The sequence below is a fragment of the Pseudomonas sp. N-137 genome (assembly GCF_034555295.1).
GTDB lineage: Bacteria > Pseudomonadota > Gammaproteobacteria > Pseudomonadales > Pseudomonadaceae > Aquipseudomonas > Aquipseudomonas rhizophila.
Map to the genome: position 1 here is coordinate 241328 of NZ_JAXUDQ010000018.1, position 21997 is coordinate 263324.

Annotated in this window: 12 protein-coding genes; 7 read left to right on the top strand and 5 right to left on the bottom strand. The window is 59.8% G+C overall.

All coding sequences use genetic code 11. The features are described from left to right. Positions 1 to 308: 308 nt before the first annotated feature. Positions 309 to 2492 carry a DNA helicase II gene (uvrD, locus tag T3A99_RS16030; protein ID WP_047226695.1) on the bottom strand — a complete coding sequence of 728 codons (2184 nt, stop codon included), beginning with the start codon at positions 2490 to 2492 and terminating at the stop codon, positions 309 to 311. Between the two features lie 260 nt (positions 2493 to 2752). On the opposite strand from uvrD, the gene T3A99_RS16035 reads away from it, so the two are divergent. The 3 genes from T3A99_RS16035 to T3A99_RS16045 all read left to right on the top strand — a co-directional run bounded on the left by T3A99_RS16035 (position 2753) and on the right by T3A99_RS16045 (position 6975). Further along, on the top strand, positions 2753 to 5626 hold the full coding sequence (locus tag T3A99_RS16035) for a putative bifunctional diguanylate cyclase/phosphodiesterase (protein WP_047226696.1): 2874 nt from the start codon (positions 2753 to 2755) through the stop codon (positions 5624 to 5626). A 140-nt stretch (positions 5627 to 5766) separates the two neighbouring features. Further along, entirely contained in the window at positions 5767 to 6633 is an 867-nt protein-coding gene (gene hexR, locus T3A99_RS16040) for a transcriptional regulator HexR (protein ID WP_003187110.1), read from the top strand. A gap of 132 nt (positions 6634 to 6765) precedes the next feature. Continuing rightward, on the top strand, positions 6766 to 6975 hold the full coding sequence (locus tag T3A99_RS16045; RefSeq protein WP_047226697.1) for a PA3496 family putative envelope integrity protein: 210 nt from the start codon (positions 6766 to 6768) through the stop codon (positions 6973 to 6975). Here T3A99_RS16045 and T3A99_RS16050 read toward each other — a convergent pair. Then, complete coding sequence (locus T3A99_RS16050) at positions 6917 to 7879, bottom strand: LysR family transcriptional regulator (protein WP_047226698.1); 963 nt, start codon at positions 7877 to 7879, stop codon at positions 6917 to 6919. The two genes, T3A99_RS16045 and T3A99_RS16050, sit on opposite strands and share 59 nt — an antisense overlap. Before the next feature lie 188 nt (positions 7880 to 8067). Between T3A99_RS16050 and T3A99_RS16055 the strand changes: the two genes are divergently transcribed. Further along, complete coding sequence (locus T3A99_RS16055) at positions 8068 to 9483, top strand: acetyl-CoA carboxylase biotin carboxylase subunit (RefSeq protein ID WP_047226699.1); 1416 nt, start codon at positions 8068 to 8070, stop codon at positions 9481 to 9483. 11 nt (positions 9484 to 9494) lie between these two features. Further along, complete coding sequence (gene oadA / locus T3A99_RS16060) at positions 9495 to 11303, top strand: sodium-extruding oxaloacetate decarboxylase subunit alpha (protein ID WP_107323149.1); 1809 nt, start codon at positions 9495 to 9497, stop codon at positions 11301 to 11303. A gap of 63 nt (positions 11304 to 11366) precedes the next feature. Here the strand turns inward: oadA and T3A99_RS16065 are convergent, their stop codons facing one another. The 3 genes from T3A99_RS16065 to T3A99_RS16075 form a co-directional block, all read right to left on the bottom strand. Continuing rightward, positions 11367 to 13466: an autotransporter outer membrane beta-barrel domain-containing protein gene (locus T3A99_RS16065; protein WP_322834558.1), complete on the bottom strand. Its 2100-nt coding sequence runs from the start codon at positions 13464 to 13466 to the stop codon at positions 11367 to 11369. Between the two features lie 270 nt (positions 13467 to 13736). Continuing rightward, a complete protein-coding gene (locus T3A99_RS16070; RefSeq protein ID WP_322834559.1) occupies positions 13737 to 14573 on the bottom strand; it encodes an amino acid ABC transporter permease in 837 nt (278 codons plus the stop codon). Next, positions 14570 to 15391 carry an ABC transporter substrate-binding protein gene (locus tag T3A99_RS16075; protein ID WP_322834560.1) on the bottom strand — a complete coding sequence of 274 codons (822 nt, stop codon included), beginning with the start codon at positions 15389 to 15391 and terminating at the stop codon, positions 14570 to 14572. The genes T3A99_RS16070 and T3A99_RS16075 overlap by 4 nt, the downstream gene beginning before the upstream one ends. Before the next feature lie 113 nt (positions 15392 to 15504). Between T3A99_RS16075 and T3A99_RS16080 the strand changes: the two genes are divergently transcribed. Next, on the top strand, positions 15505 to 16404 hold the full coding sequence (locus tag T3A99_RS16080) for a homocysteine S-methyltransferase family protein (protein ID WP_047226704.1): 900 nt from the start codon (positions 15505 to 15507) through the stop codon (positions 16402 to 16404). Positions 16405 to 16639: 235 nt separating this feature from the next. Further along, entirely contained in the window at positions 16640 to 21985 is a 5346-nt protein-coding gene (locus T3A99_RS16085) for a dermonecrotic toxin domain-containing protein (RefSeq protein ID WP_322834561.1), read from the top strand. Positions 21986 to 21997 lie beyond the last annotated feature (12 nt).

A 21997-nucleotide genomic window follows, 5' to 3' on the forward strand; every position in this document is an offset into this window, starting at 1 on the left:
ATAAGGGCATTCCCATTTGTGGATAGCACGCGCGCCATGTTGCACAGGTGAACTGTTGCTGGCTAGCGGCAGAGTGTTTCGGGCTTTTGCGTGACAGGTTAGGTTCAGCTTCAGCCGCGCAAGAGGGCTTGTTGGCTTTTGGCTGTAGGAAAGGGGGACAAGTTCTATCGGAAAGGCAGCAGGCGTGAGCAATCCGACCTGTGGGAGCGAGCCTGCTCGCGATCGCGGTGGGTCAGTCACTGTCAATGTTGCCTGATCCACTGCTATCGCGAGCAGGCTCGCTCCCACATAAAAAGCTTTCAGAACGCCTAGATCGCTTCCAACTTGGCATACCCCAGCATCAGCCACTTGCTGCCTTCGCTGAAGTTCACCTGAACCCGGGCCTGGGCGCCGGCGCCTTCGAAGTTGAGGATCACGCCATCGCCGAACACCGAATGTCGCACGGTCTGGCCGAGACTGAAGCCGGTTTCCGGGATGTCGCTGCCGCCAAACAGACTGCTGGTGCTTTGCTGCTGGCCGCCGCCGAACGGACGGCTGACGCTGTTGGACAGCCGCACCTCCTGAATCAGGCCTTTGGGCACTTCACGGACGAAGCGCGACACCTTGTTGTAGGTTTCGCTGCCGTACAGGCGTCGGGTCTCGGCGTACGTCAACACCAGGTTCTGCATGGCGCGGGTGATGCCAACGTAGGCCAGGCGTCGTTCCTCTTCCAAGCGTCCCGGCTCTTCCAGGCTCATCTTGTGCGGGAACAGGCCTTCTTCCATTCCCACCAGGAACACGTAGGGGAATTCCAGACCCTTGGCACTGTGCAGGGTCATCAACTGGATGCTGTCTTCATGCTCGTCGGCCTGGGTGTCGCCGGCCTCCAGAGAGGCGTGGCCCAGAAAGGCCGACAGTGGCGAAAGCTCTTCGTCTTCCTCGGTGTTCTCGAAGTTGCGTGCGGCGCTGACCAGTTCCTCGAGGTTTTCCACCCGGGCCTGGCCTTTCTCGCCCTTTTCCGCCTCGTGGTAGGCGATAAGGCCGGACTGCTCGATAACGGTCTGAGTCATCAAATGCAGCGGCATGTCCGTGCACTTGGTGGCCAGGTCGTCGATCAGGTCCATGAACGCCTTCAGCGCACCGGCGGCGCGGCCGGTCATGCCCTTGTTGGTGACCAACTGGCGCATGGCTTCCCACATCGACACATGGCTGTGGCGCGCGTGGTCGCGAATCGCTTCGACGGTTTTCTCGCCAATGCCCCGGGTCGGGACGTTGATCACCCGCTCCAGGGCCGCGTCGTTGCCGCGTCCTTCGAGCAGGCGCAGGTAGGCCATGGCGTTCTTGATTTCGGCGCGCTCGAAGAAGCGCTGGCCGCCATAGATGCGGTACGGGATACGTTCGCGCAACAGGGCTTCTTCCAACACCCGGGACTGGGCGTTGGAGCGATACAGGATGGCGATGTCGCTGCGGGCCAGGCCGGTTTTCAGCGCGCTTTCGATGGTTTCCACCACGTAGCGGGCTTCATCGTGTTCGTTGAAGGCGGCATAGAGGTTGATCGCTTCGCCTTCGCCGCCATCGGTCCACAGTTCTTTGCCCAGGCGCCCGGTATTGTTGGCGATCAGGGCGTTGGCGGCCTTGAGAATGCCGGCGGTGGAGCGGTAGTTCTGTTCCAGGCGGATCACTTGGGCGTCAGGGAAGTCCGCCGAATACTGATGAATATTCTCGATTTTGGCGCCGCGCCAGCCGTAGATCGACTGGTCGTCATCGCCCACCACCATCAGGCTGTCGCCGCCCTTGGCCAGCAGGCGCAACCAGGCGTATTGCACGGCGTTGGTGTCCTGGAACTCGTCCACCAGCACATGCCGGAAGCGCTTCTGATAGTGCGCCAGCAGGCCTGGGTGATCGCGCCACAGGTCCAGTGCGCGCAGCAGCAGCTCGGAGAAGTCGATCACGCCAGCCCGCTGACACGCCGCCTCGTAGGCTTCATAGATGCTGCGCATGGTCGCCAGGAACAGATCGCCGCTGGCCTGGATGTGTTGCGGGCGCAGGCCTTCGTCTTTCTGGCCGTTGATGAACCACTGGGCCTGACGGGCCGGCCAGCGCTGTTCATCCAGGCCCAGCTCACGGATCACCCGCTTGACCAGCCGCTGCTGGTCGTCGCTGTCGAGAATCTGGAAAGTCTGGCTCAGGCCGGCTTCCTGCCAATGCGCCCGCAACAAGCGGTGCGCCAGGCCGTGGAAGGTGCCGACCCACATGCCGGCCGGGTTGATGCCCATCAGTTGCTCGATGCGATGGCGCATCTCGGCAGCGGCCTTGTTGGTGAACGTCACCGACAGGATCGAATGGGGCGAGGCGTTCTCGACCTGGATCAACCAGGCGATACGGTGCACCAGCACCCGGGTTTTACCGGAGCCGGCACCGGCCAGGACTAACTGACGACCCACGGAGGCCGCTACGGCCTGGCGTTGGGCATCGTTGAGGGAGTTCAGCAGAAGGGAGAGATCATCGCGCATCGGGGCATTCTAGGGTGCGGCGGCAGCCCGGGCAAACCGAGCTTTGCCCCAGCCGATAAAAGACCGGTCGGTGATGACCGGTCGGTCATGGGCCACAGGCATTGGCCGGGCTCGCTTGAAGGGCTCGCGACCCAATGAAATAGCGACTTTTTCAGCATTTTTATGAGCTTGGGCAGTGTGGGATGGCCGTTGCCTTGTGTATGCTCGCTGCATGTTTCGGGTTCTCCATGCTCCGCTGAATAAGAACAAGAACAGTGCCTATGACCCTAAATTCCGATCTGGCGGGCCCCTGTGTGGAGCCACGGATCATCTGCAAGCAGTACGCCACGGAAATGGCGGTCGAACGCACAAGGCTGTTGTATCAGGGTTCGCTGCTGCCCACGCTGTTCATGCTGGTCAACGGCCTGGTTTGCGCCGCGTTGTTGTGGGGGCCTTCGCGTCATTTTCAGGTCAGCGTCTGGCTGGTCTGGTTGCTCTCGCTGGTTGCGCTACGGGTCATTCAGGTGGCGGCCTTCGATTCGGCGATACCCAGCCGCCAGGCGCACCCGATATGGTTGCGAATGTTTTTGCTCGGCTCGGCGATGACCGGGCTGACATTGGCCGGAGCAGGTATTGCACTGGTACCGGCCGACAGCTTTCAGCAACAGGCCTGGGTATTCGGCCTGATTGGCGCGGCCACCTTGTCAGCCAGCGTTGCCTATGCCGTGAGCCTTCCGGCGTTTTTGTCCTTTACCTTACCGTGCCTGTTGCCGGCCATCGGTTATCTCTTCTGGGGCGGCGATGAGCAGCAGCGCGGATGGGGCTGGCTCGGACTGGTCGTACTCGTCTCGCTCAGCGTGGTGGCCTGGCAGGTCAACCGGTTGATACAAAGTGGCATGCTGCGAAGGTTCCAGAATCAGGCGCTGATCGAGCATTTGCAGCAGGCGCAAGCGCGTAGCGCACAGCTCAACGAGGCACTCGGCCGGGAAGTCGAACAACGTCGCAGCGCCGAGGAAAAACTGCGGTCGGCCCAGGTAGGGCTGGAGGCGCGCGTGGTACAGCGCAGCCTCGAGTTGGAGGCGACCAGCCAGGCCCTGAGCAAGAGCGAAGCCCGTCTTGACCTGGCGCTCAAGGCCAGTGAGTTGGGGCTATGGGACTGGAACCTGCAAACCGACGAAGTCCATCACACCCAGCTCAAGGAACTGTTCGGCCTGGAGCCTGAGTACATCACAGCGATGCTCAGTCACCTGACCCCGCGTCTGCATCCTCAAGACGTGCCGGCCCTCAAACGCGCCCTCGTTGAGCACCTCAAAGGCCGCAGCGAGGACTACCAGATCGAATACCGCGTACGTCACGGCGATGGCCATTGGGTCTGGATCGAAGACCGCGGTCGGGCTGTGGAGCGCAGCCCGAGTGGCCGAGTGTTGCGCATGGTCGGCACCCGGCGAGACATCAGCACCAGCAAGGAGCTCGAGCAACAGCGCCAATTGGCGGCCACGGTTTTCGAGGCCGCCAGCGAAGGCATTGTGATTTTTGACCCGCATTACGCACTGCTGGCCGCCAATCAGGCGTTCACGCGGGTCACCGGTTTTAATATCGATGACATGCTGGGACGCAATGTCGTCGACCTGCCGTGCAGTCGTGATGCCCGCCGGCACTACCCGATCATCCGCCAGGCGCTCAAGCAACACGGCACCTGGCAAGGTGAACTGGTGGAGGCCCGGGCCAATGGCGAGTTGTATCCCCAGTGGCTGCAACTGAACGTGGTGCGCGATGTTCGGGGACATGTGAGCCATATCGTGGGCTTCTTCGCCGATCTTTCGGCCCGGCGCGAGTCCGAAGAGCGAATGCGCTACCTGACCCATTACGACGAGCTCACCGGGCTGGCGAACCGCTCATTATTCCGCGAGCGCCTGCACGAAGCCCATCAACGGGTGCGTCAGGGCGGCCGACGCAGCCTGGCATTGCTGCATATCGACCTGGACCGTTTCAAGCTCCTTAACGATAGCCTCGGCCATGATGTTGCTGACCAACTGTTGCAGAAGATGGCCCGCCGCCTGATCAATGCGTTGCCTGAAGCGGACACCATCGCCCGCTTGTCCGGCGATGAGTTCGCCGTGTTGTTCGATGCCTACGGCAACCTTTCCAGCCTGGCGCGGGTGGCGACCCGCCTGTCCGCCAAGCTGCGCCTGCCGCTCACCATCGAGGGCCACGAACTGGTGGTCAGCGCCTCGATCGGCATCAGCATGTTGCCCGACAATGCGAGGGAGATTTCCACGCTGGTCAGTCAGGCGAACATGGCCATGCAACATGCCAAGCATTTGGGCGGCAACAATTTCCAGTTCTATACCGACAGCCTCCAGGCCAGCACGTTGGAGCGCCTGCAACTGGAGAATCAGCTGCGCAAGGCCCTTGAAGAGCAGCAGTTGAAGGTTTTCTATCAACCCAAATTGTGCCTGGCGACCGGCCGCCTTAACGCCGCCGAGGCGTTGGTGCGTTGGGATCATCCGGTCATGGGCCGAGTTCCGCCGGGAGACTTCATCAGCCTGGCCGAAGAGACCGGGCTGATCGGGCCGATCGGCGAGTTCGTGTTGCGCCAGGCCTGTTGGCAGGCGTGCCAATGGCAGCGTGAGGGGCTGGCGCCGATCAGGGTGTCGGTCAACCTGTCGGTGCATCAGTTGCGCCAAGGCAAGCTGGTCAGCCTGGTTCGGCAAGTGCTGGAGGAAACCGGTCTGGCGCCGCAATACCTGGAACTGGAACTGACTGAAAGCCAGTTGCTCGACAGCGTTGAGCACATCATCGCGACGTTCCAGCAATTGCGCGACCTCGGGGTCAAGCTGGCGATCGATGACTTTGGTACCGGCTATTCGTCTCTGAGTTATCTCAAACGCATCCCTGTGGATTACGTGAAAATCGATCAGGCGTTCATTCGTGGGCTGACGGAGGGTAGCGAAGACGCGGCCATTACCCGGGCAATCATTGCAATGGCCCATGGGTTGTCGCTCAAAGTGGTGGCCGAAGGCGTCGAGCGGCCAGAGCAGCTCGAGTTTCTGAAAGCTGAACAATGTGATGAGGTTCAGGGCTATCTCATCAGCCGACCGGTTGAAGCACAAGGGTTGGCCGCGCTGTTATGGGCTAATCGGGATGATTGCTAGCCCGCCGTTGCTACATGGCGTGCATGCGGCATGAAACCGGGAGATTGAGTTACGGATTGGGCGGGCAAAAAGCCGATTCTTGTAGTATAACTACAAGCTTGCTACATCCCGGCTTCTGCCAATAACAAGAGTCCAATCCCTTGAACCTGTTGCAACACATCGCCCAGTCACGCCATCTGCTGCGCAAGTCGGAGCTGAAAGTCGCCGATCACGTATTGCTTGATCCTGCGGCCGTGATGCACAGCTCCATGGCCGATCTTGCCCACAGCGTCGGCATCAGCGAACCGACCATTGTGCGTTTCTGCCGAGCCATCGGTTGTTCGGGTTTCCAGGACCTGAAACTCAAGCTGGCGCAAAGCCTCGCCGCGGGTGCGAGCTTCGGCCAGTTTGCGATCCATGAAGACGATTCGGTCGCCGACTACAGCCTGAAAATCTTCGACACGACCCTGCATACGCTGATGGAGGTTCGCGAGAAGCTTGATCCGGTGGCGTTGCAAAAAGCCGTCACGGCCATGTCCCAGGCCCAGCGTGTCGAGTTTTATGGTTTCGGTGCTTCGGGCGCGGTGGCGGCCGATGCCCAGCACAAGTTCTTCCGGTTGCTGCTGACGGCCGCGGCTTATTCCGACCCGCACATGCAGGCGATGTCGGCGGTCACGTTGAAACCCACCGATGTGGCGATCTGCATTTCCCAGTCGGGCCGTTCCAAGGATCTGCTGATCACCGCCAACCTGGTGCGCGAAAGCGGCGCCTCGTTGATCACCTTGTGCCCGAGCCAGACGCCATTGGCCGAACTGTCCACGGTGAACCTGGCCATCGACGTGCATGAAGACACGGAGATCTACACGCCGTTGACCTCGCGCATCGCCCATCTTGTGGTGATCGATGTGCTGGCGATGGGCGTCGCCATGGCGCGCGGCCCAAGTTTGGTCAATCACCTCAAGAGCGTGAAACGCAGCCTGCGCAGCTTGCGGTTGTCACCCAAGTCGGTGAAAGCGCTGGACGATTGACCGCTGGTCTTGAAGTTGGGGCATCTGTGGCGAGGGGATCTGCGAATTCATCGTTCTGTAACGCTCGCGCCGCCAAACCGTCATCGCGCGCCTTCATCGTAAAGCTCCCGTATACGTCTTGGGAGTCTCGACATGACCCAGTCCTACGAAGAACGCAGCGCCGTCAAAACCCGTCGTCAGCAGGAAGACCAGCGCCGCATGGCGTTTCGTCGTGCCATCGAAGACCGCTGTGAGCAGCGCCAGCTGCTGGCCGAAATCAGCGAGTTTCCGGACGCAGCAGAATTCAACTATTGGCAGGCAACATCGGCGGCTTCCCGTCGAAACGCTCAACCAGGCCAATGATCTGAGCACGCTCGCCGCGAACGAACGCCAGGAAGGCGTGAGCCACCGGTGACAGGCGCTTAGCCCTGGCCTGCACCAGGCACCAACTGCGGTACAGCGGCAGCTCCTCCACCGGCAACTCGATGAGAGCGCCGGACACCATCTCCCGGCTTACGGCGTGGCGCGTCAACAGCGCCACGCCCAGCCCTGCGAGAACGCATTCGCGTTGGGCCTCCGCCGACGCCACTTCCAGCGTCTGGGTGAAGTGCACCCGTTTCTCCTTGAAATATTCCTCGCAGGCCAGCCGCGTGCCTGACCCTGGCTCGCGCAGCAGCAGCGTATACGGCTCAAGGTCTTGCAAGCGCAACGGGCCCATGTGGCACAGCGGATGGTCGGGCGGCGCCACAGCGACGATCGGGTTATTGAGAAATGGCAGGAATTCCAGGCCCATGTCCTGAGGCACCATGGACATGATCACCAGATCGTCCCGGTTGTCCGAGAGCCTTCGGATCACTTGGCCGCGGTTGACCACCGTGAGGTTCAGGTTGACCTCCGGGTGCTGGCGCTTGAAGGCGGCGAACAGGTGCGGCACGAAGTACTTGGCGCTGGATTCCACCGCCAGCTTCAGTTGGCCTTGCAGCGAGCCCTGCATGTCCGACAACTGCATGTCGAGGTTTTCCAGGCGCCCGAAGATGTCCCGGCTGGCGCGTTGAAGGGCTTCGGCGGCTTCGGTCATGTAGAGTTTTTTGCCAACGTACTCAAACAGCGGCTGGCCAATCAGCTCCTCAAGTGATCGAATCTGTAGGCTAACGGCCGGTTGTGTGAGAGACATTTCGTCGGCTGCGCGGCTGTAGGACCTCAGGTCGCACACCTCATTGAAAATCTGCAGTTGACGCAATGTCATACGCATCAATGACTTACGCATTTTCTATAGGCTCTCGGGCGGGGCGGATGAGTCAACTATAAGTCTTTGCTTATGCACGACCCAATAAATATTCATTTTTGTTAATCAACAGCCAGGACTAGTGTGGTGCTGCGACCGATTGTTACATCTGGTCACGCGTCGACCTGAAGCTCCAGGTCGTGGTACCACCGGCTCAAGGGAACCTCCAATTGATAACAAAGATCCTGATCGCCAACCGTGGTGAGATTGCCGTCCGCATCGTGCGCGCTTGCGCCGAGATGGGCATTCGCTCGGTCGCGGTCTATTCCGACGCTGACCGCCATGCGTTGCATGTCAAGCGTGCGGACGAGGCCCACAGCATCGGCGCCGATCCGCTGGCCGGCTATCTCAACCCGCGCAAACTGGTGAACCTGGCTGTGGAAACCGGTTGCGATGCGTTGCATCCCGGTTATGGCTTTCTCTCGGAAAACGCCGAGCTGGCGGACATCTGCGCCGAGCGCGGGATCAAATTCATCGGTCCTTCGGCTGAAGTCATTCGCCGCATGGGCGACAAGACCGAAGCGCGTCGCAGCATGATCAAGGCCGGCGTACCGGTCACGCCGGGCACCGAAGGCAACGTATCGGGCATCGAAGAGGCCCTGACCGAAGGCGACCGCATTGGTTACCCGGTGATGCTCAAGGCTACGTCCGGTGGTGGCGGTCGGGGTATCCGTCGTTGCAACAGCCGCGAAGAACTCGAACAGGCTTTCCCGCGGGTCATTTCCGAAGCCACCAAGGCCTTTGGTTCGGCGGAAGTGTTCCTGGAAAAATGCATCGTCAATCCCAAGCACATCGAAGCGCAGATCCTGGGTGACAGTTTTGGCAACGTGGTGCATCTGTTCGAGCGTGATTGCTCGATCCAGCGTCGCAACCAGAAGCTGATCGAGATCGCCCCCAGCCCGCAACTGACGCCTGAGCAGCGCGCCTACATTGGTGACCTGTCGGTGCGCGCCGCCAAGGCTGTGGGCTACGAGAACGCCGGCACCGTGGAGTTCCTGCTCGCCGAGGGCGAGGTGTACTTCATGGAGATGAACACCCGGGTGCAGGTGGAACACACCATCACCGAAGAAATCACCGGCATCGACATTGTTCGTGAACAGATTCGCATCGCCTCCGGCCTTCCGTTGTCGGTCAAGCAGGAAGACATTCATCACCGTGGCTTCGCGCTGCAGTTTCGGATCAACGCCGAAGACCCGAAAAACAACTTCCTGCCCAGTTTCGGCAAGATCACCCGCTACTACGCCCCCGGCGGCCCGGGCGTGCGCACCGACACAGCGATCTATACCGGCTACACCATTCCGCCCTTCTACGATTCGATGTGCCTGAAGCTGGTGGTCTGGGCGCTGACCTGGGAAGAAGCAATGGACCGTGGCCTGCGGGCCCTGGACGACATGCGTCTGCAAGGGGTCAAGACCACCGCGGCGTATTACCAGGAAATCCTGCGCAACCCGGAATTCCGTAGTGGCCAGTTCAATACCAGCTTCGTTGAAAGCCATCCTGAGCTGACCAACTACTCGATCAAGCGCAAACCCGAAGAGCTGGCCCTGGCCATCGCCGCCGCCATTGCCGCCCACGCAGGCCTGTAAGGAAAATAACAATGTCCAAGAAGATTCACGTAACCGATACGATCCTGCGCGACGCTCACCAATCGCTGCTCGCCACCCGCATGCGCACCGAAGACATGCTGCCGATCTGCGACAAGCTCGACAAAGTCGGCTATTGGTCGTTGGAAGTCTGGGGCGGCGCAACATTCGACGCCTGCGTGCGCTTCCTGAAGGAAGACCCGTGGGAGCGCTTGCGCCAACTGCGTGCGGCGCTGCCCAACACTCGCCTGCAAATGCTGCTGCGTGGTCAGAACCTGCTGGGCTATCGCCATTACAGCGATGACGTGGTCAAGGCGTTCGTGGCCAAGGCTGCGGTCAACGGCATCGATGTGTTCCGTATTTTCGATGCGATGAACGACGTGCGTAACCTGCGGGTCGCCATCGAGGCGGTGAAAGCCGCCGGCAAGCACGCCCAGGGCACCATCGCCTACACCACCAGCCCGGTGCACACCATTGAGGCTTTCGTAGCCCAGGCCAAGCAAATGGAAGCCATGGGTTGCGACTCGGTGGCGATCAAGGACATGGCCGGTTTGCTGACCCCGTACGCCACTGGCGAGCTGGTGAAGGCATTGAAGACCGAGCAGTCGTTGCCGGTATTCATCCATTCCCATGACACCGCTGGCCTGGCGGCGATGTGTCAGCTCAAGGCCGTAGAAAACGGCGCCGATCACATCGACACCGCGATCTCCAGCTTCGCCTGGGGCACCAGCCATCCGGGCACCGAATCGATGGTTGCAGCCCTTAAGGGCAGCGAGTTCGACACTGGTCTGAACCTGGAATTGCTGCAGGAAATCGGCCTGTATTTCTATGCGGTGCGCAAAAAATACCACCAGTTCGAAAGCGAGTTCACGGCGGTGGACACCCGCGTCCAGGTCAATCAGGTGCCGGGCGGGATGATTTCCAACCTGGCCAACCAGCTCAAAGAGCAGGGCGCGTTGAATCGCATGAACGAGGTGCTGGCAGAGATTCCACGGGTGCGCGAAGACCTTGGCTTCCCGCCGCTGGTGACCCCGACCTCGCAGATCGTCGGCACCCAGGCGTTCTTCAACGTGCTGGCCGGTGAGCGCTACAAGACCATCACCAACGAAGTGAAGCTCTATTTGCAGGGCGGCTACGGCAAGGCTCCGGGTTCGGTGAATGAGAAGCTGCGCCGTCAGGCCATCGGCAGCGAAGACGTGATCGATGTGCGTCCGGCCGACCTGCTCAAGCCGGAAATGACCAAGCTGCGTGGCGAAATCGGCGCACTGGCCAAATCCGAAGAAGACGTACTGACTTACGCCATGTTCCCGGATATCGGGCGCAAGTTCCTCGAAGAACGCGAAGCCGGCACCCTGACTCCGGAAGTGCTGTTGCCAATCCCTGAGGCGGGCAGTGTGAGCTCGGCGGGCGGTGAAGGCGTGCCGACCGAGTTCGTCATCGATGTTCACGGCGAAACCTACCGCGTCGACATCACCGGCGTGGGCGTCAAGGCTGAAGGCAAGCGTCACTTCTACCTGTCCATCGATGGCATGCCCGAAGAGGTCGTGTTCGAACCGCTCAATGAGTTTGTCGGCGGCGGCAGCAGCAAGCGCAAACAAGCCACTGCGCCGGGCCATGTCAGCACCACCATGCCGGGCAACATCGTCGATGTGCTGGTCAAGGAGGGCGATGTGGTGAAGGCCGGCCAAGCGGTGCTTATTACCGAAGCCATGAAGATGGAAACCGAAGTGCAGGCGGCTATCGCCGGCAAGGTCACCGCCATTCATGTCGCCAAGGGCGACCGGGTCAATCCGGGCGAGATCCTGATCGAGATCGAAGGCTGAGCTAACAGCCTCGATACAACCGTTTAACCTCGGGGGGGCATGTGCTCCCCTTTTTTTTGCCTGTCAGAACATCATTCGCCATTGGCCCATCAACGCCCCGTTACGGTTGTCCTGACCGGTTTCACCCTTATAACTCACCCCCAGGGTATGCCTGGGCGAAACGGCCAGGTCCAGCCCTGTTTCGAAGAGCAGGCTGTCACGGTCCAGTTCGACGCCTTCGACGGTATACGACTTGCCTGCGCCGACCAGGCCCTGGCGGGAAGCGCCTCGGGTCTCGCCGTAGAGATGTTTCCAACCGAGACTCAAGCGCGGCGTCAGTCGCATGCCCTGGTCAAGAGAGAATGACCGGGCGAGGTGCAGGCCCAGGTTGCTGTGGAAATAGTCCTGGGTCTGACCGTTGAACTGCAACGCCGCGTCGCCACCGTTCTCCGAATAGCGATCGCGTTGGTAGCGTTGGTAACCAAGGTCGATATAAGGCTCGATATCGAAGTGACCGATGTTCAGGTTGTAACCGAGCTGGCCAAAGACCTGCTGCGTATTGGCATCGTAGCGACCTTTGAGGCGATCCCTGAAACCGTTGAAGAGCACATGACGCTTGGTACTGCCGTCATGATTGCCGTAAACGGCGCCCAGGCGCAGCGCCCATGGCCCGTCCTGGCGCAAGGCGTAGGCGCCCAGGTGCCAACTGTCGAGCCGACCATCGAACTGCTGGCCGTCCAGCCGGGTTTGCGTCTTGCCGCCGATTATCCCCAGGCGCCAATCAGGGCTGATGGCCCAGTCGGTTCCCAGCATCACACCTCTGGTCGAGTGTTTCAGGGCATAGCTGCCCAATTGTTTGCCGATACTGCCGCTGTTACCAATGGCCTGGACCCAGACTTGACCGTCAGCATGCACGTTCCCCGGGTTTTTCTGGCCCATGGCCGAAAGCATTCCGCTGCTGATCGGCGCGATGCTGCTGAAGGTGGCGTTGCCCAGATCCGCAGTGTTGTAGCCACTCAGTTGGTCGATGGCGCTGGCGGCGGTCATCATATCGCTGCCGAGCAAGGCGTTGATGGCGGCGTTGGGTTTTGCGACTGGCTGGGTGGTTTGCAATTGGCCGGTGGGTTTGGGAGCGGTGCTGGTGATTTTGGGTGGCTCGACGGGTTTGATTGCTGGGGCTTCGATCCCTGGTCGGGCACCAGCTGCCTGTGCAACGGCGGGCCCGTCGTTGGGGACGGGCGCTGTTGGTTTGACCGGTTGCAGCGCTTCGATATGGGCCGCAAATTCTTGCCCGTTTTCGGTAGTTGCTGCTTGCGTGATGGGAACATCGTTGCGCGCGTAAGTCAGGTTGACTTGCGTATCGGTGGGGCTCAGCGTCGCCGTCATGAATGCCAGATTGCTGGAGACCGTGCCGAACGTTCCTTCGATCTTCCCCGCGCGGATGACCGTGTGCTCGCGCGCCTCAATGTATTCGCCCGGCACGCCGGCGACGGTCAGCGTCGCGTTGTTGAGGAGCGCGGTGCCTTCAACGTTGATCGTGGAGCTACCACCATCTGCATTGACCCCGTAGATCAGTTCGGCACTCTCCGCCAACGAGAAGTCCTGAGTAATGGAGGGTGCGCCTATTTCGGGGCCGACTTCCAACTGGCCCGCGACACTCAAGAACTCCACAGTGCCATTGCCGCTGAAGCTGGCCCTTTCGCGTACATGAACCTGTCCATTGACCACACCGGAGTTCGTCATGCTGGCACCTGGCTCGACAGTCACGCGATTGGCGACCACGCCCTGGTTGTCTAGCTTGCCGAGAACCCCTACCTGGCCGTCGATTCGGCCAGTATTGAGCAACGTGGCCTCTGGCTCGATCACCCCCCAGCCTGCGAAATGCCCGGTGTGTTGCCATTTACCTTGCGCAACCTGCAAAGCCATGAAGTTTCGGGTTTCAGCCAATATCGGATGCTTGGCGGCGTCCAGGCGCAGAACGTTTTCTCCACCGCCACCATCAATGATCCCGGGGAATTTTGCGTTTGCGCTGATGATGACCCAGTCATTTTTGCCCGTCCATTTCGCGTCGCCTTTACGGGAGGTGTTGGCATTTTGCCGCTTGGTATCCTTAGCTTCGGCGAAGGCCTTGAGGTGCTCTTGTTGCTCGGCGGTTGTGAGGATATCGGCTGATGGCTGAGCCATCGAAACATCGGCGCAGCCGAGCGCCAAGGCGATTGCCAGGGCAAGGTGTTGGGGTGGGTGTAAATGTTGGATAGACATCGAGTGCGGCCTCTCTTGAAAGAAGTCCGCACTTTAAAAATTCCACCCCCGGTCACGCTGCCAGCTAACGCCGCGCCTTGGGCAAGCCACAGCAGATGGCATCTGTAGGCCGGTCGTGTTGCGATCCAGAGATCGTCGCGTTGGCTTCCATGACCTGAAGCGTCGCCCTACAAGATCCTCGGAACTGTCCTGTCAGCTGCGCTTGAGATAAGCCTTCCCATAATGCCGCTCCATCCGCGCCTGGATCAGCTCCAACGCGATGGACATCAACCAGTAAATGATCGCCGCCGTGGTGAGCATTTCGATGTAGCGGTAGCTGGAACGACCATAGGATTGCGCCAGGAACATCACTTCCCAGACGCCCATCACCGAGATCAGGGACGAGTCCTTGAGCATGGAGATGAATTGGTTGGTGGTCGGTGGAATGATGGTGCGCATGGCCTGGGGCAGGGTGACACGCCAGAAGATCACGGTTTCACCCATGCCCAGCGCAAGGGAGGCTTCGCGCTGGCCATGGGGGACGCCAAGGATGCCGGCGCGGAAGATTTCGCTCAGGTAGGCGCCGTAGTTCAGCGACAGGGCGATGATCCCGGCGGCAATCGCGCCCGGCACCAGCCCCAGTTGTGGCAGGCCCAGGTAGATCAGCAGAATCTGGATCAGCAGCGGCGTGCCGCGAAAGAACGACGCGTAGAAACTGGCAATGCCGAAGGCAACCGCGCTGCTGGACAGCCGCGCCAGAGCGGTGATGAAACCCAGCAAGGACGAAGCGCCGATCGAACACAGGCACAGGAACAGCGTCAGCGCCGCGCCCTGCAGAAAGCCGTTGGGTGCCAGGTGCACGCCCAGCAGATTCGGCAGCTTGTCGAGGATGATGGAGAATTTCAGGTCGAAGCTCAGGAAAAAACTCGCGAACAACACCAGCATGGCTGCCCAGGTCAGGTACAACCGTGTGCGAAAACCGAAGATCTTTTTCAGGCGCGACTCGGCCACCGGTTGCGGTGGCCGAGAAGGGGATGGAAAGGAAGTCATTGGCTGATGTCGGCGCCGATCCATTTCTGGGAAAGCTTGCTCAAGGTGCCGTCCTGTTTCAACTGGGCGAACACTTCACGCACCTTGCTGTTCCACTCTGCGTCGCCCTTTTCGATAGCCACTGAGTTCGGCTCGGAATAGAGCGGCTCGCCCGCCAGTTTGAAGCGTTTGTCTTCGCTCAGGCGCGGCTGCGCAGTCACCAAGTTGGTCAGCACCGCGTCCAGCCGCACCCCGGCACCCAGGCCGAGATCCTGGAAGGCCACGTTGTCGGTGTCGTACGGGGCGATCTGCACGTCCTGGAAGGGGTAGCTCAAACGGGTGTCTTCGGCGCCTTCGATCACCAGGTTCTTGTTCAGGTAACTCTCGTAGCTGGAGGCGCTGGTGAGGCCGACTTTCTTGCCGCTCAGGTCACTGGCGCCATGGATGCTGTCGTCCTTGGCGTTGACCACGATCACCGCTGGCGAGGCGTAATACTGGACCGGGAAATCGAACACCTCGGCGCGGGCCTTGCTTGGCGTCATGGAGCAGATACAGATGTCATAGCGCCCGCTCCAGCGCCCGGCGGCAATCACGTCCCAGGAGGGGGTTTCCAGGCGCAGCTTCACGCCCAGTTTTTCAGCGACCGCTTTGGCAACATCCACGTCAAAACCGTCGAGCTGGTTCTGATCGTTGAGGAATGAGAAGGGCGGATAGCTTTCCATCAGCACGCCGACCAGTTCTTTTTTTTGCTCGATGCGATCCAGCGTGGCGCCAGCGAGCGCTTGTGACGAAACGGCCAGTAAAGTCAGGCCGAGGGCCAGCAGCGGTTGAAATTTCACGAGAGATCCCTGGCTGAAAAATAAGTTGTGGTTAACCGATGGGTGCGTATTAAATAGTTATAAGAAGGACTCCGGTAGTGAGTATTTTTCATAAGCTTATGAGTGAATCGCATATGGGCGCAGCAACGATAGTCATCCTTGATGGCGGCATGGGCCGCGAACTGCAACGTCGGGGCGCCCCGTTCCGACAACCCGAGTGGTCGGCGCTGGCCTTGAGCGAAGCACCCCAGGCGGTCGAAGCGGTACACGCGGCCTACATCGCCAGCGGCGCCAACGTGATTACCAGCAACAGCTACGCCGTAGTGCCGTTTCACATCGGAGAGGAGCGCTTTGCAGCCGAGGGCCAGGCATTGGCGGCGCTGGCTGGGGAGCTGGCGCAGCGGGCGGTACAGGCCTCAGGCAAATCAGTACGGATTGCCGGGTCGCTGCCACCGTTGTTCGGTTCCTATCGACCCGATTTGTTCGATGCTTGCCGTGCCAATGAACTGTTGGCGCCGCTGGTGACAGGCCTGGCGCCTCATGTTGACCTGTGGTTGGCCGAAACCCAAAGCTCGACGGTTGAAGCGCGAGCGATCCACGCCGGGCTGCCGAAGGACGGCAAGCCGTTCTGGCTGTCATTCACCCTGAAAGATGAAGACACCGATGAAGTGCCGCGCCTGCGTTCCGGTGAGCCGGTGGCGGACGCGGCGGCAGTGGCCGCCGAGCTCGGCGTCGAAACGCTGCTGTTCAATTGCAGCCAACCAGAAGTGATCGGCGCAGCAATCGATGCCGCGCGGGACACCTTCGAGCGTCTGGGGGTGAAGATCCACATTGGAGCCTACGCCAACGCGTTCCCACCGCAGCCGAAGGAGGCGACGGCCAACGACGGGTTGGACCCGCTGCGCGAAGACCTTGATCCACCAGGGTACCTTCAGTGGGCGGCTGACTGGCGCAAGCGCGGGGCAAGCCATCTGGGCGGCTGCTGCGGGATTGGGCCGGAGCATATTGCGGTGCTGGCGCAAAAGCTGGTCTGAGCCTGGTTCATCGTACTGTGGAATAACCCTGTGGCGCGGGGCTGCGCAGCGGCCCTAAGAACTTGCGGTTGCTGCGCAACCGAGCGCAAGCTCCTTCGCCACGGAGTCGTGAGATTCTGCTGACATTTGGACTTACGCTTTTCCCCGAACCCTCTAACCCCTCCATACATATGTATGTCATTTCCGCTCGAACGGCGCGATAGGGTCCCAGCCCTGATCACAACCGGACACTGAAATGACTGTTTTCTCTGAAAATGAACGTGGCGTGCCTTCTTTCGCGCGCTTGAAACCCATCAGCCTGTTACCCAACGGGAGCCGATTTCAACCTCATACATTTGCCGATCAATGGTTAGCCCAATGGGGCCTCACCGGCGAGGTGCAGGTTCAGGTCACTTATCTGGAGGTCGAGACTGTCGATTCGGCCGCTGAACGCAAAACCGCCGCGGTGGCGTTGCGGGACGCCGTGACACAAGGCTTTCTGAGAGCCCATCAAAGCCGGGCTTCCTCCTCCGCCTTGTCCCCGCGAGAGGGCTGGGTTTATCCCCACCGAAGTCAGATGTCCCTGGACTTTTCGTCACTGCGGGCCAACGGTAAAGCACTCTCGCAAGACGTCCTGCAGCAATTGCGAGCCGGCATCGAGCCCGGTTATCAGGGCACTGGACAGCCCCTCATCACCGAGGTGGATGCTCACGGCAATCTGCTCGGCGCCCGTGAAAAAGAGCAGCTCCGGCAATTGGGGCTTCTGGATGCCAATCAGGTGAAGCTGGCCCGGTTGCTCGCCGCGCTTCCAACGTTCGACACGGTACTCAAGAGTCTGCTGGTCGGCAGAATCAAGGCAAAGCTTGCGCAAGGGAAATTCCGTGCCTCGGCGTTTGAGCACCTGGACCCGGATCACTGCTACGTGAACCACTTTAGCGTCGACTCGATGGGTAAGCGTGCGTTGATCTCCTCGCAGCGTTTTACCGACGTCATGTTGAGCTGCCTGACAACGGACACACGGCCCACCTACACGGTCGATGGCGTGGGATTCTTCAGTCGTGCGGATACGGTGGAAGAGGCTGACAGCCTATTTGTCAGCCCATTGGATCGGAAAACTGCAGCGATCATGGAGTCGGCATTCTATGTCGCTCAACCGGCCACCAACGAAAGTCTCAAGCGGCAGTTTCAGGATGACCTCCTTGCGTTTCGCACGGGTAAGTACGTAGCGGACTGGCTCGATACACCAAGCCCATCCACAGCTGAAGCGGCGCTTGCTTTTTTGCTGTCCCGGCGCTTCTTGTATTTGTTCGATCTGTACAAGGCTGATCGGGATCCGGCCCTCCAATTGACTCTGAGTGAGCGCAACCTGCAGAACGATGAGGATCGCCTGCTGGACCTCATCACGACCCATCCTCGCATGACGGACAGAAACCGCCTGTTGCGGGCGCCCATTCCCCATGTTTATGCCGTCATGCTCGACATGGGTGCCGCAGCGCCCCGCAAATGGCCCGCTGCAATGACCATCAAGCGGGCCGATCAGGCCGCATTGTTCTTGTACTCGCTGGAAGGAGGGATCCAGAAATTCCGTTCCTTCAAAGATCTGGTCAATAAGGTCAGCCCTGTCTATGAGGGACAAAAACGCAGGATTCGGGATATCGCCTCTGAATTGTCTGGACACGCCTTTGAAATCGCCGCAGATGACCTGCTGCGGTTTCAAAGTGCCGCGCTGGAAACGTTTCTGAATGCGCCTGTAAACGAAACACTCGCCTTGCCTGCCTTTGCCCTGAATGTCGAAAATGCGCTGGACCTGCCCATGCTGTCCCTTGCCGGGCCACTGGCTGTGCGCCAGGAAACCCTGGTTGAAGACAATCGCCCCGATTTCTTTAAAACGGCGACCTCTGCGGAAAAATCTCATTACCGCGGTCTGGAGCTGCTGGTATTGGAAGCCGCCTATAAATCGGCAGCCAGTGATATCCAGACGTTGTTGCAGTTCACCCGCCAGAAGATCAGGCAATATCTGCAAAAGGTCGTGCACGCGGACATAGACCCCGATCCGGACCTGTCCATGGTTACGTTTTTCTATGGGAAGAGGGCCAACCCGGGGCAGTCCCGTGTCAGCAGCCTGACCCAGTTGCTATTGGATAACCTGCGACCGTCTCAGCACCCGAATGCAATGAGGGAGGTACTGAGCGCCTACCTGATCGATCCAGACGGCGAACGTATCCGCAACCCGGCCAACGGCTATTTCATCACGTTGAGCGGGCGCGAACTGGCCAAGATGGTGACGAGCATCGATGCCGGTGGCAGTTATGAAGCCATGCTCAGGGAGCAAATGAATAAACCGGCCTACAAGAAGGCCTGGCAGACAGCGTACCTGGCCAATCTGAAATTCAAAGGCTATGAGGCCTCGCTCAAGGGCGACGCAGTGTTCAAGGCCATGGTGGTCGATAAGGCCTTCAACCCACCCAAATCAACGAAGAAACTCGCCCTCTGGCTGGACGCTGTCCTGCGCTCGCCGTCGGCAGAGGCCCGCCCCCCCGTCATGGGACGCAGCGTGCACGTGTACGGTCTGGTGTTGGGTGGAAGCATGGCTGTCGGCGGCCGGCACGCCCATATGGGCAATGCGGTCAGCATCAATGGTGCGCTGGTGTTTTCCGATCAGGAAGGGCCGGATATCAAGGGCACCGTGGGGGTTTATTTTCCCGACAGTCCCGAGGGCGAGGACTTCCACGAGTTTGCCGATCTGAGCGAGGGCGTTGCCGAGCTGTTGTCACGGGAGGATTGGCAGGCGTATTTCCGTTCGCGCATCTCCACGCGTAACCCTTCCGAGATAAAACGCACGCTGGGGCAACAGGGGGGGCGTCCGCTGATTCGCGGTTCGTTGATCACCGGCGATCTTCTTGAAGCCCTCCACCGGGCGCACATCAACTTTCACAGTGCCCATGCCGATCAGCGTTCCAACAGTAACCGCGATGTCCGTCATCAAACCTATGGCAGGTTCGGGCAGATGGCGATCGAGGTTGTCATGGAGTTGGCCGGTATGTTCCTGGCGCCGGGTTTCCAGATGCTCAAGAGCGCCGTCAAGACCGGCTTGCTGGTGTACAGGACCGGGGCTATTCCGCTGAACCTGAAGACTCTGGCGCTTGTGCATGCGGTAGCGAACCATGGCGGATCGCGTCTTGCCCGAGGCACCGTGCCCTCCCGGGGCCAATCTTTTTTCCGCGCGGTGACCGCGCGCCAGAGTCAGGATGAAGCGCTGTCCGGGTTGCCATTGGACATGGCGATCTATGCTCCTTATGCGGTGAAGGATGTCTCGGTGATCCGTGGGCTGACCGCGGACGCGCGAGGCTTTTATCGTGCCACGATCAACAATGTGGCCACCGGCAGTGTGACGGCTCGCCCCGTGTATGTGCGACAACCCGACGGGACGGTGTTCCGTGTGCATGACCACACGAAGCTGGATGCAACCGAAGCCACCCTGGTCAACCCGATGACGGGGCTGGACATCCGCTCCAGTGGGGTGATGCGCAGCACCGTGGCGCGCATGTCCGATGGGCAGTGGCGTGCCGTGGGCTTTGGCCGGGGCGGCGGCAAACGGCCGGCGCAGACGCCTGCCCAACCGGGCCCGTCAAAGAAGCCTGCCCTATCGGTTTCCGCTGTTTCCAATTCGATACGCACGCCCGGCAGTTGGAACAATCGGATCATAGACCTGGTGCCGTCAATCATGACGCGCCTGGCGATCTGGCCACAAAACCGCAGCTTGCTGATCATTGATGAAATATCCGCACAACGTGCCTGGTCGGTGCGTTTTACCCCGGGGCAACATGAAACGATTTATCCGGTGGCCGAGCATCCGGATAGAGCAGATACAGATGTCGTTTTGAGACGAACCGGTCATGACCATTACAGTTTGCTCTTGGGTGAGCGCGTGGTGGATATCGATGCCGATGGTGATTGCCTATTCAAGGCCTTGGCGGCTGGGTTGAATGAAGGGCAGGCCCAGGAGACGTTCACGATGCAGGGTCTGCGTGATGCGGCAGCCGATCATGTCGATCTACATCCGGAGTTGAGTCAATACGTGGCGCCGCCAGTCTCCAGAGTGCAGCAAGCGCTCTTTGAAAATGCGCCATCGCTGGTCAATCTTCTGGACAATGCGGCGATGCTCGATCTCACCCGGATCGTCTACGGAACGCCCAACCCGCAGCGCTTGTTCCAACCGACCTTGGATTACTTGGACCTGCATGCAAACAGAACTGTTCGTATGGCAATTACTGGGGCGCCAGGGACTAAGTTACCCCCTGAGATCCTGCAGGAAGTCGGCCGCATGTTATCGCCCCGGTCTCCGGCGAACCTGACGGCAGGCACCAGCGGCCCTTTTTCCGCGCAGGAAAAAGTCACCATGAAGCAACTGTTCGAGGACATTCTGCTGCCGCCTGTCGATGATCAGAACATTCTTCGGTTGCTCGATGACAAGTACCTGCTGGTTTCCAAAGACGTGGCCCATATCATGTTGGAGTATGGGGTCACCGCCCGGCAGTTGGTCGGTCATCATCCCCGCAATAGCCTGGCCTATGTCAGGCATGAGGAGGCACTGCATAATCATCTGGACCCGGATGAGCTTGAAAGGCTGCTGGACGGTGCCCGTCTCGTGGATCGCAATGATTTGGATGACGTAAAAGACCAGCTGATGCGCGTTCGGGACAAGTTCGTCGATGACGATGCTGAGCTGTTTGATCAGTTCATGTATGCCGACATGGTCGAGCGGACCGTTGATTTATTCAGAACGGCCCTTGGGCGCTTCCCTGATCTGCTGCGGCGGGCCAACATTATCCTGAGATCCCGCGTTATCGCTCACAACCTCGGTGGCATGTTGTCCGTGAGTGACGTCGCGAGGTGGATCCGTAACCCGGCGCTGTCCGACAGGCGCTTTGAACTCATTGCCGCGTATGCAGACGCCCGTTATGCCGAACTGGAGCGTACGGGACGCATCGACCTTGACTGGATGCAGGTGTTCAATGATCAGAACCTGCAAAACATTCTCGTTTATCGACTTAATTTGATGGCGTTCATGAAGTTCCTGGGCGGGGCGCGGAAGAACGTTGAGAGCATAGACGTACCTGCCGTCGCGAAGTTGTTTAGCCCTCCAGGGGAGTCGCCGTCCAATAATTGGGTGGCCATCTTGTTAAATACCCCGGGGTTAGTGGGGAACCTTATGCGTCTGCAAGCCGATTACGCCATGCAGATCTGGCTTGACCTGATTGGGCCGCATTTTAGCGATGCGACTATTCGGCAGGCGCTTGGACGACCGGGGTCGCTGCGTACTGGACTGGAATTTGGATTGGCATTAAGAGAAAGCCTGGGGGCAGAAGAAGCCCGTGCGAATCGAATCATCCAGACCCTGTTCGCCATCGGCCAACGACGGGCCCAGCTCTATCTCTACAACTTTAACTTCCCAACTAACCGCTTGGGGCATAGCCGTCTGGATTTTGCCGTGTACCTGGAAAGTCATCTGAGCATCCCGGAGTGGGCCTGGCAGTATGCACGACGGGGCGTGACCCCTGACTCGCTCAAGCAGTTTGGTGAGGTGAAGAGGTTGGAGTGATTTGACGGTGGG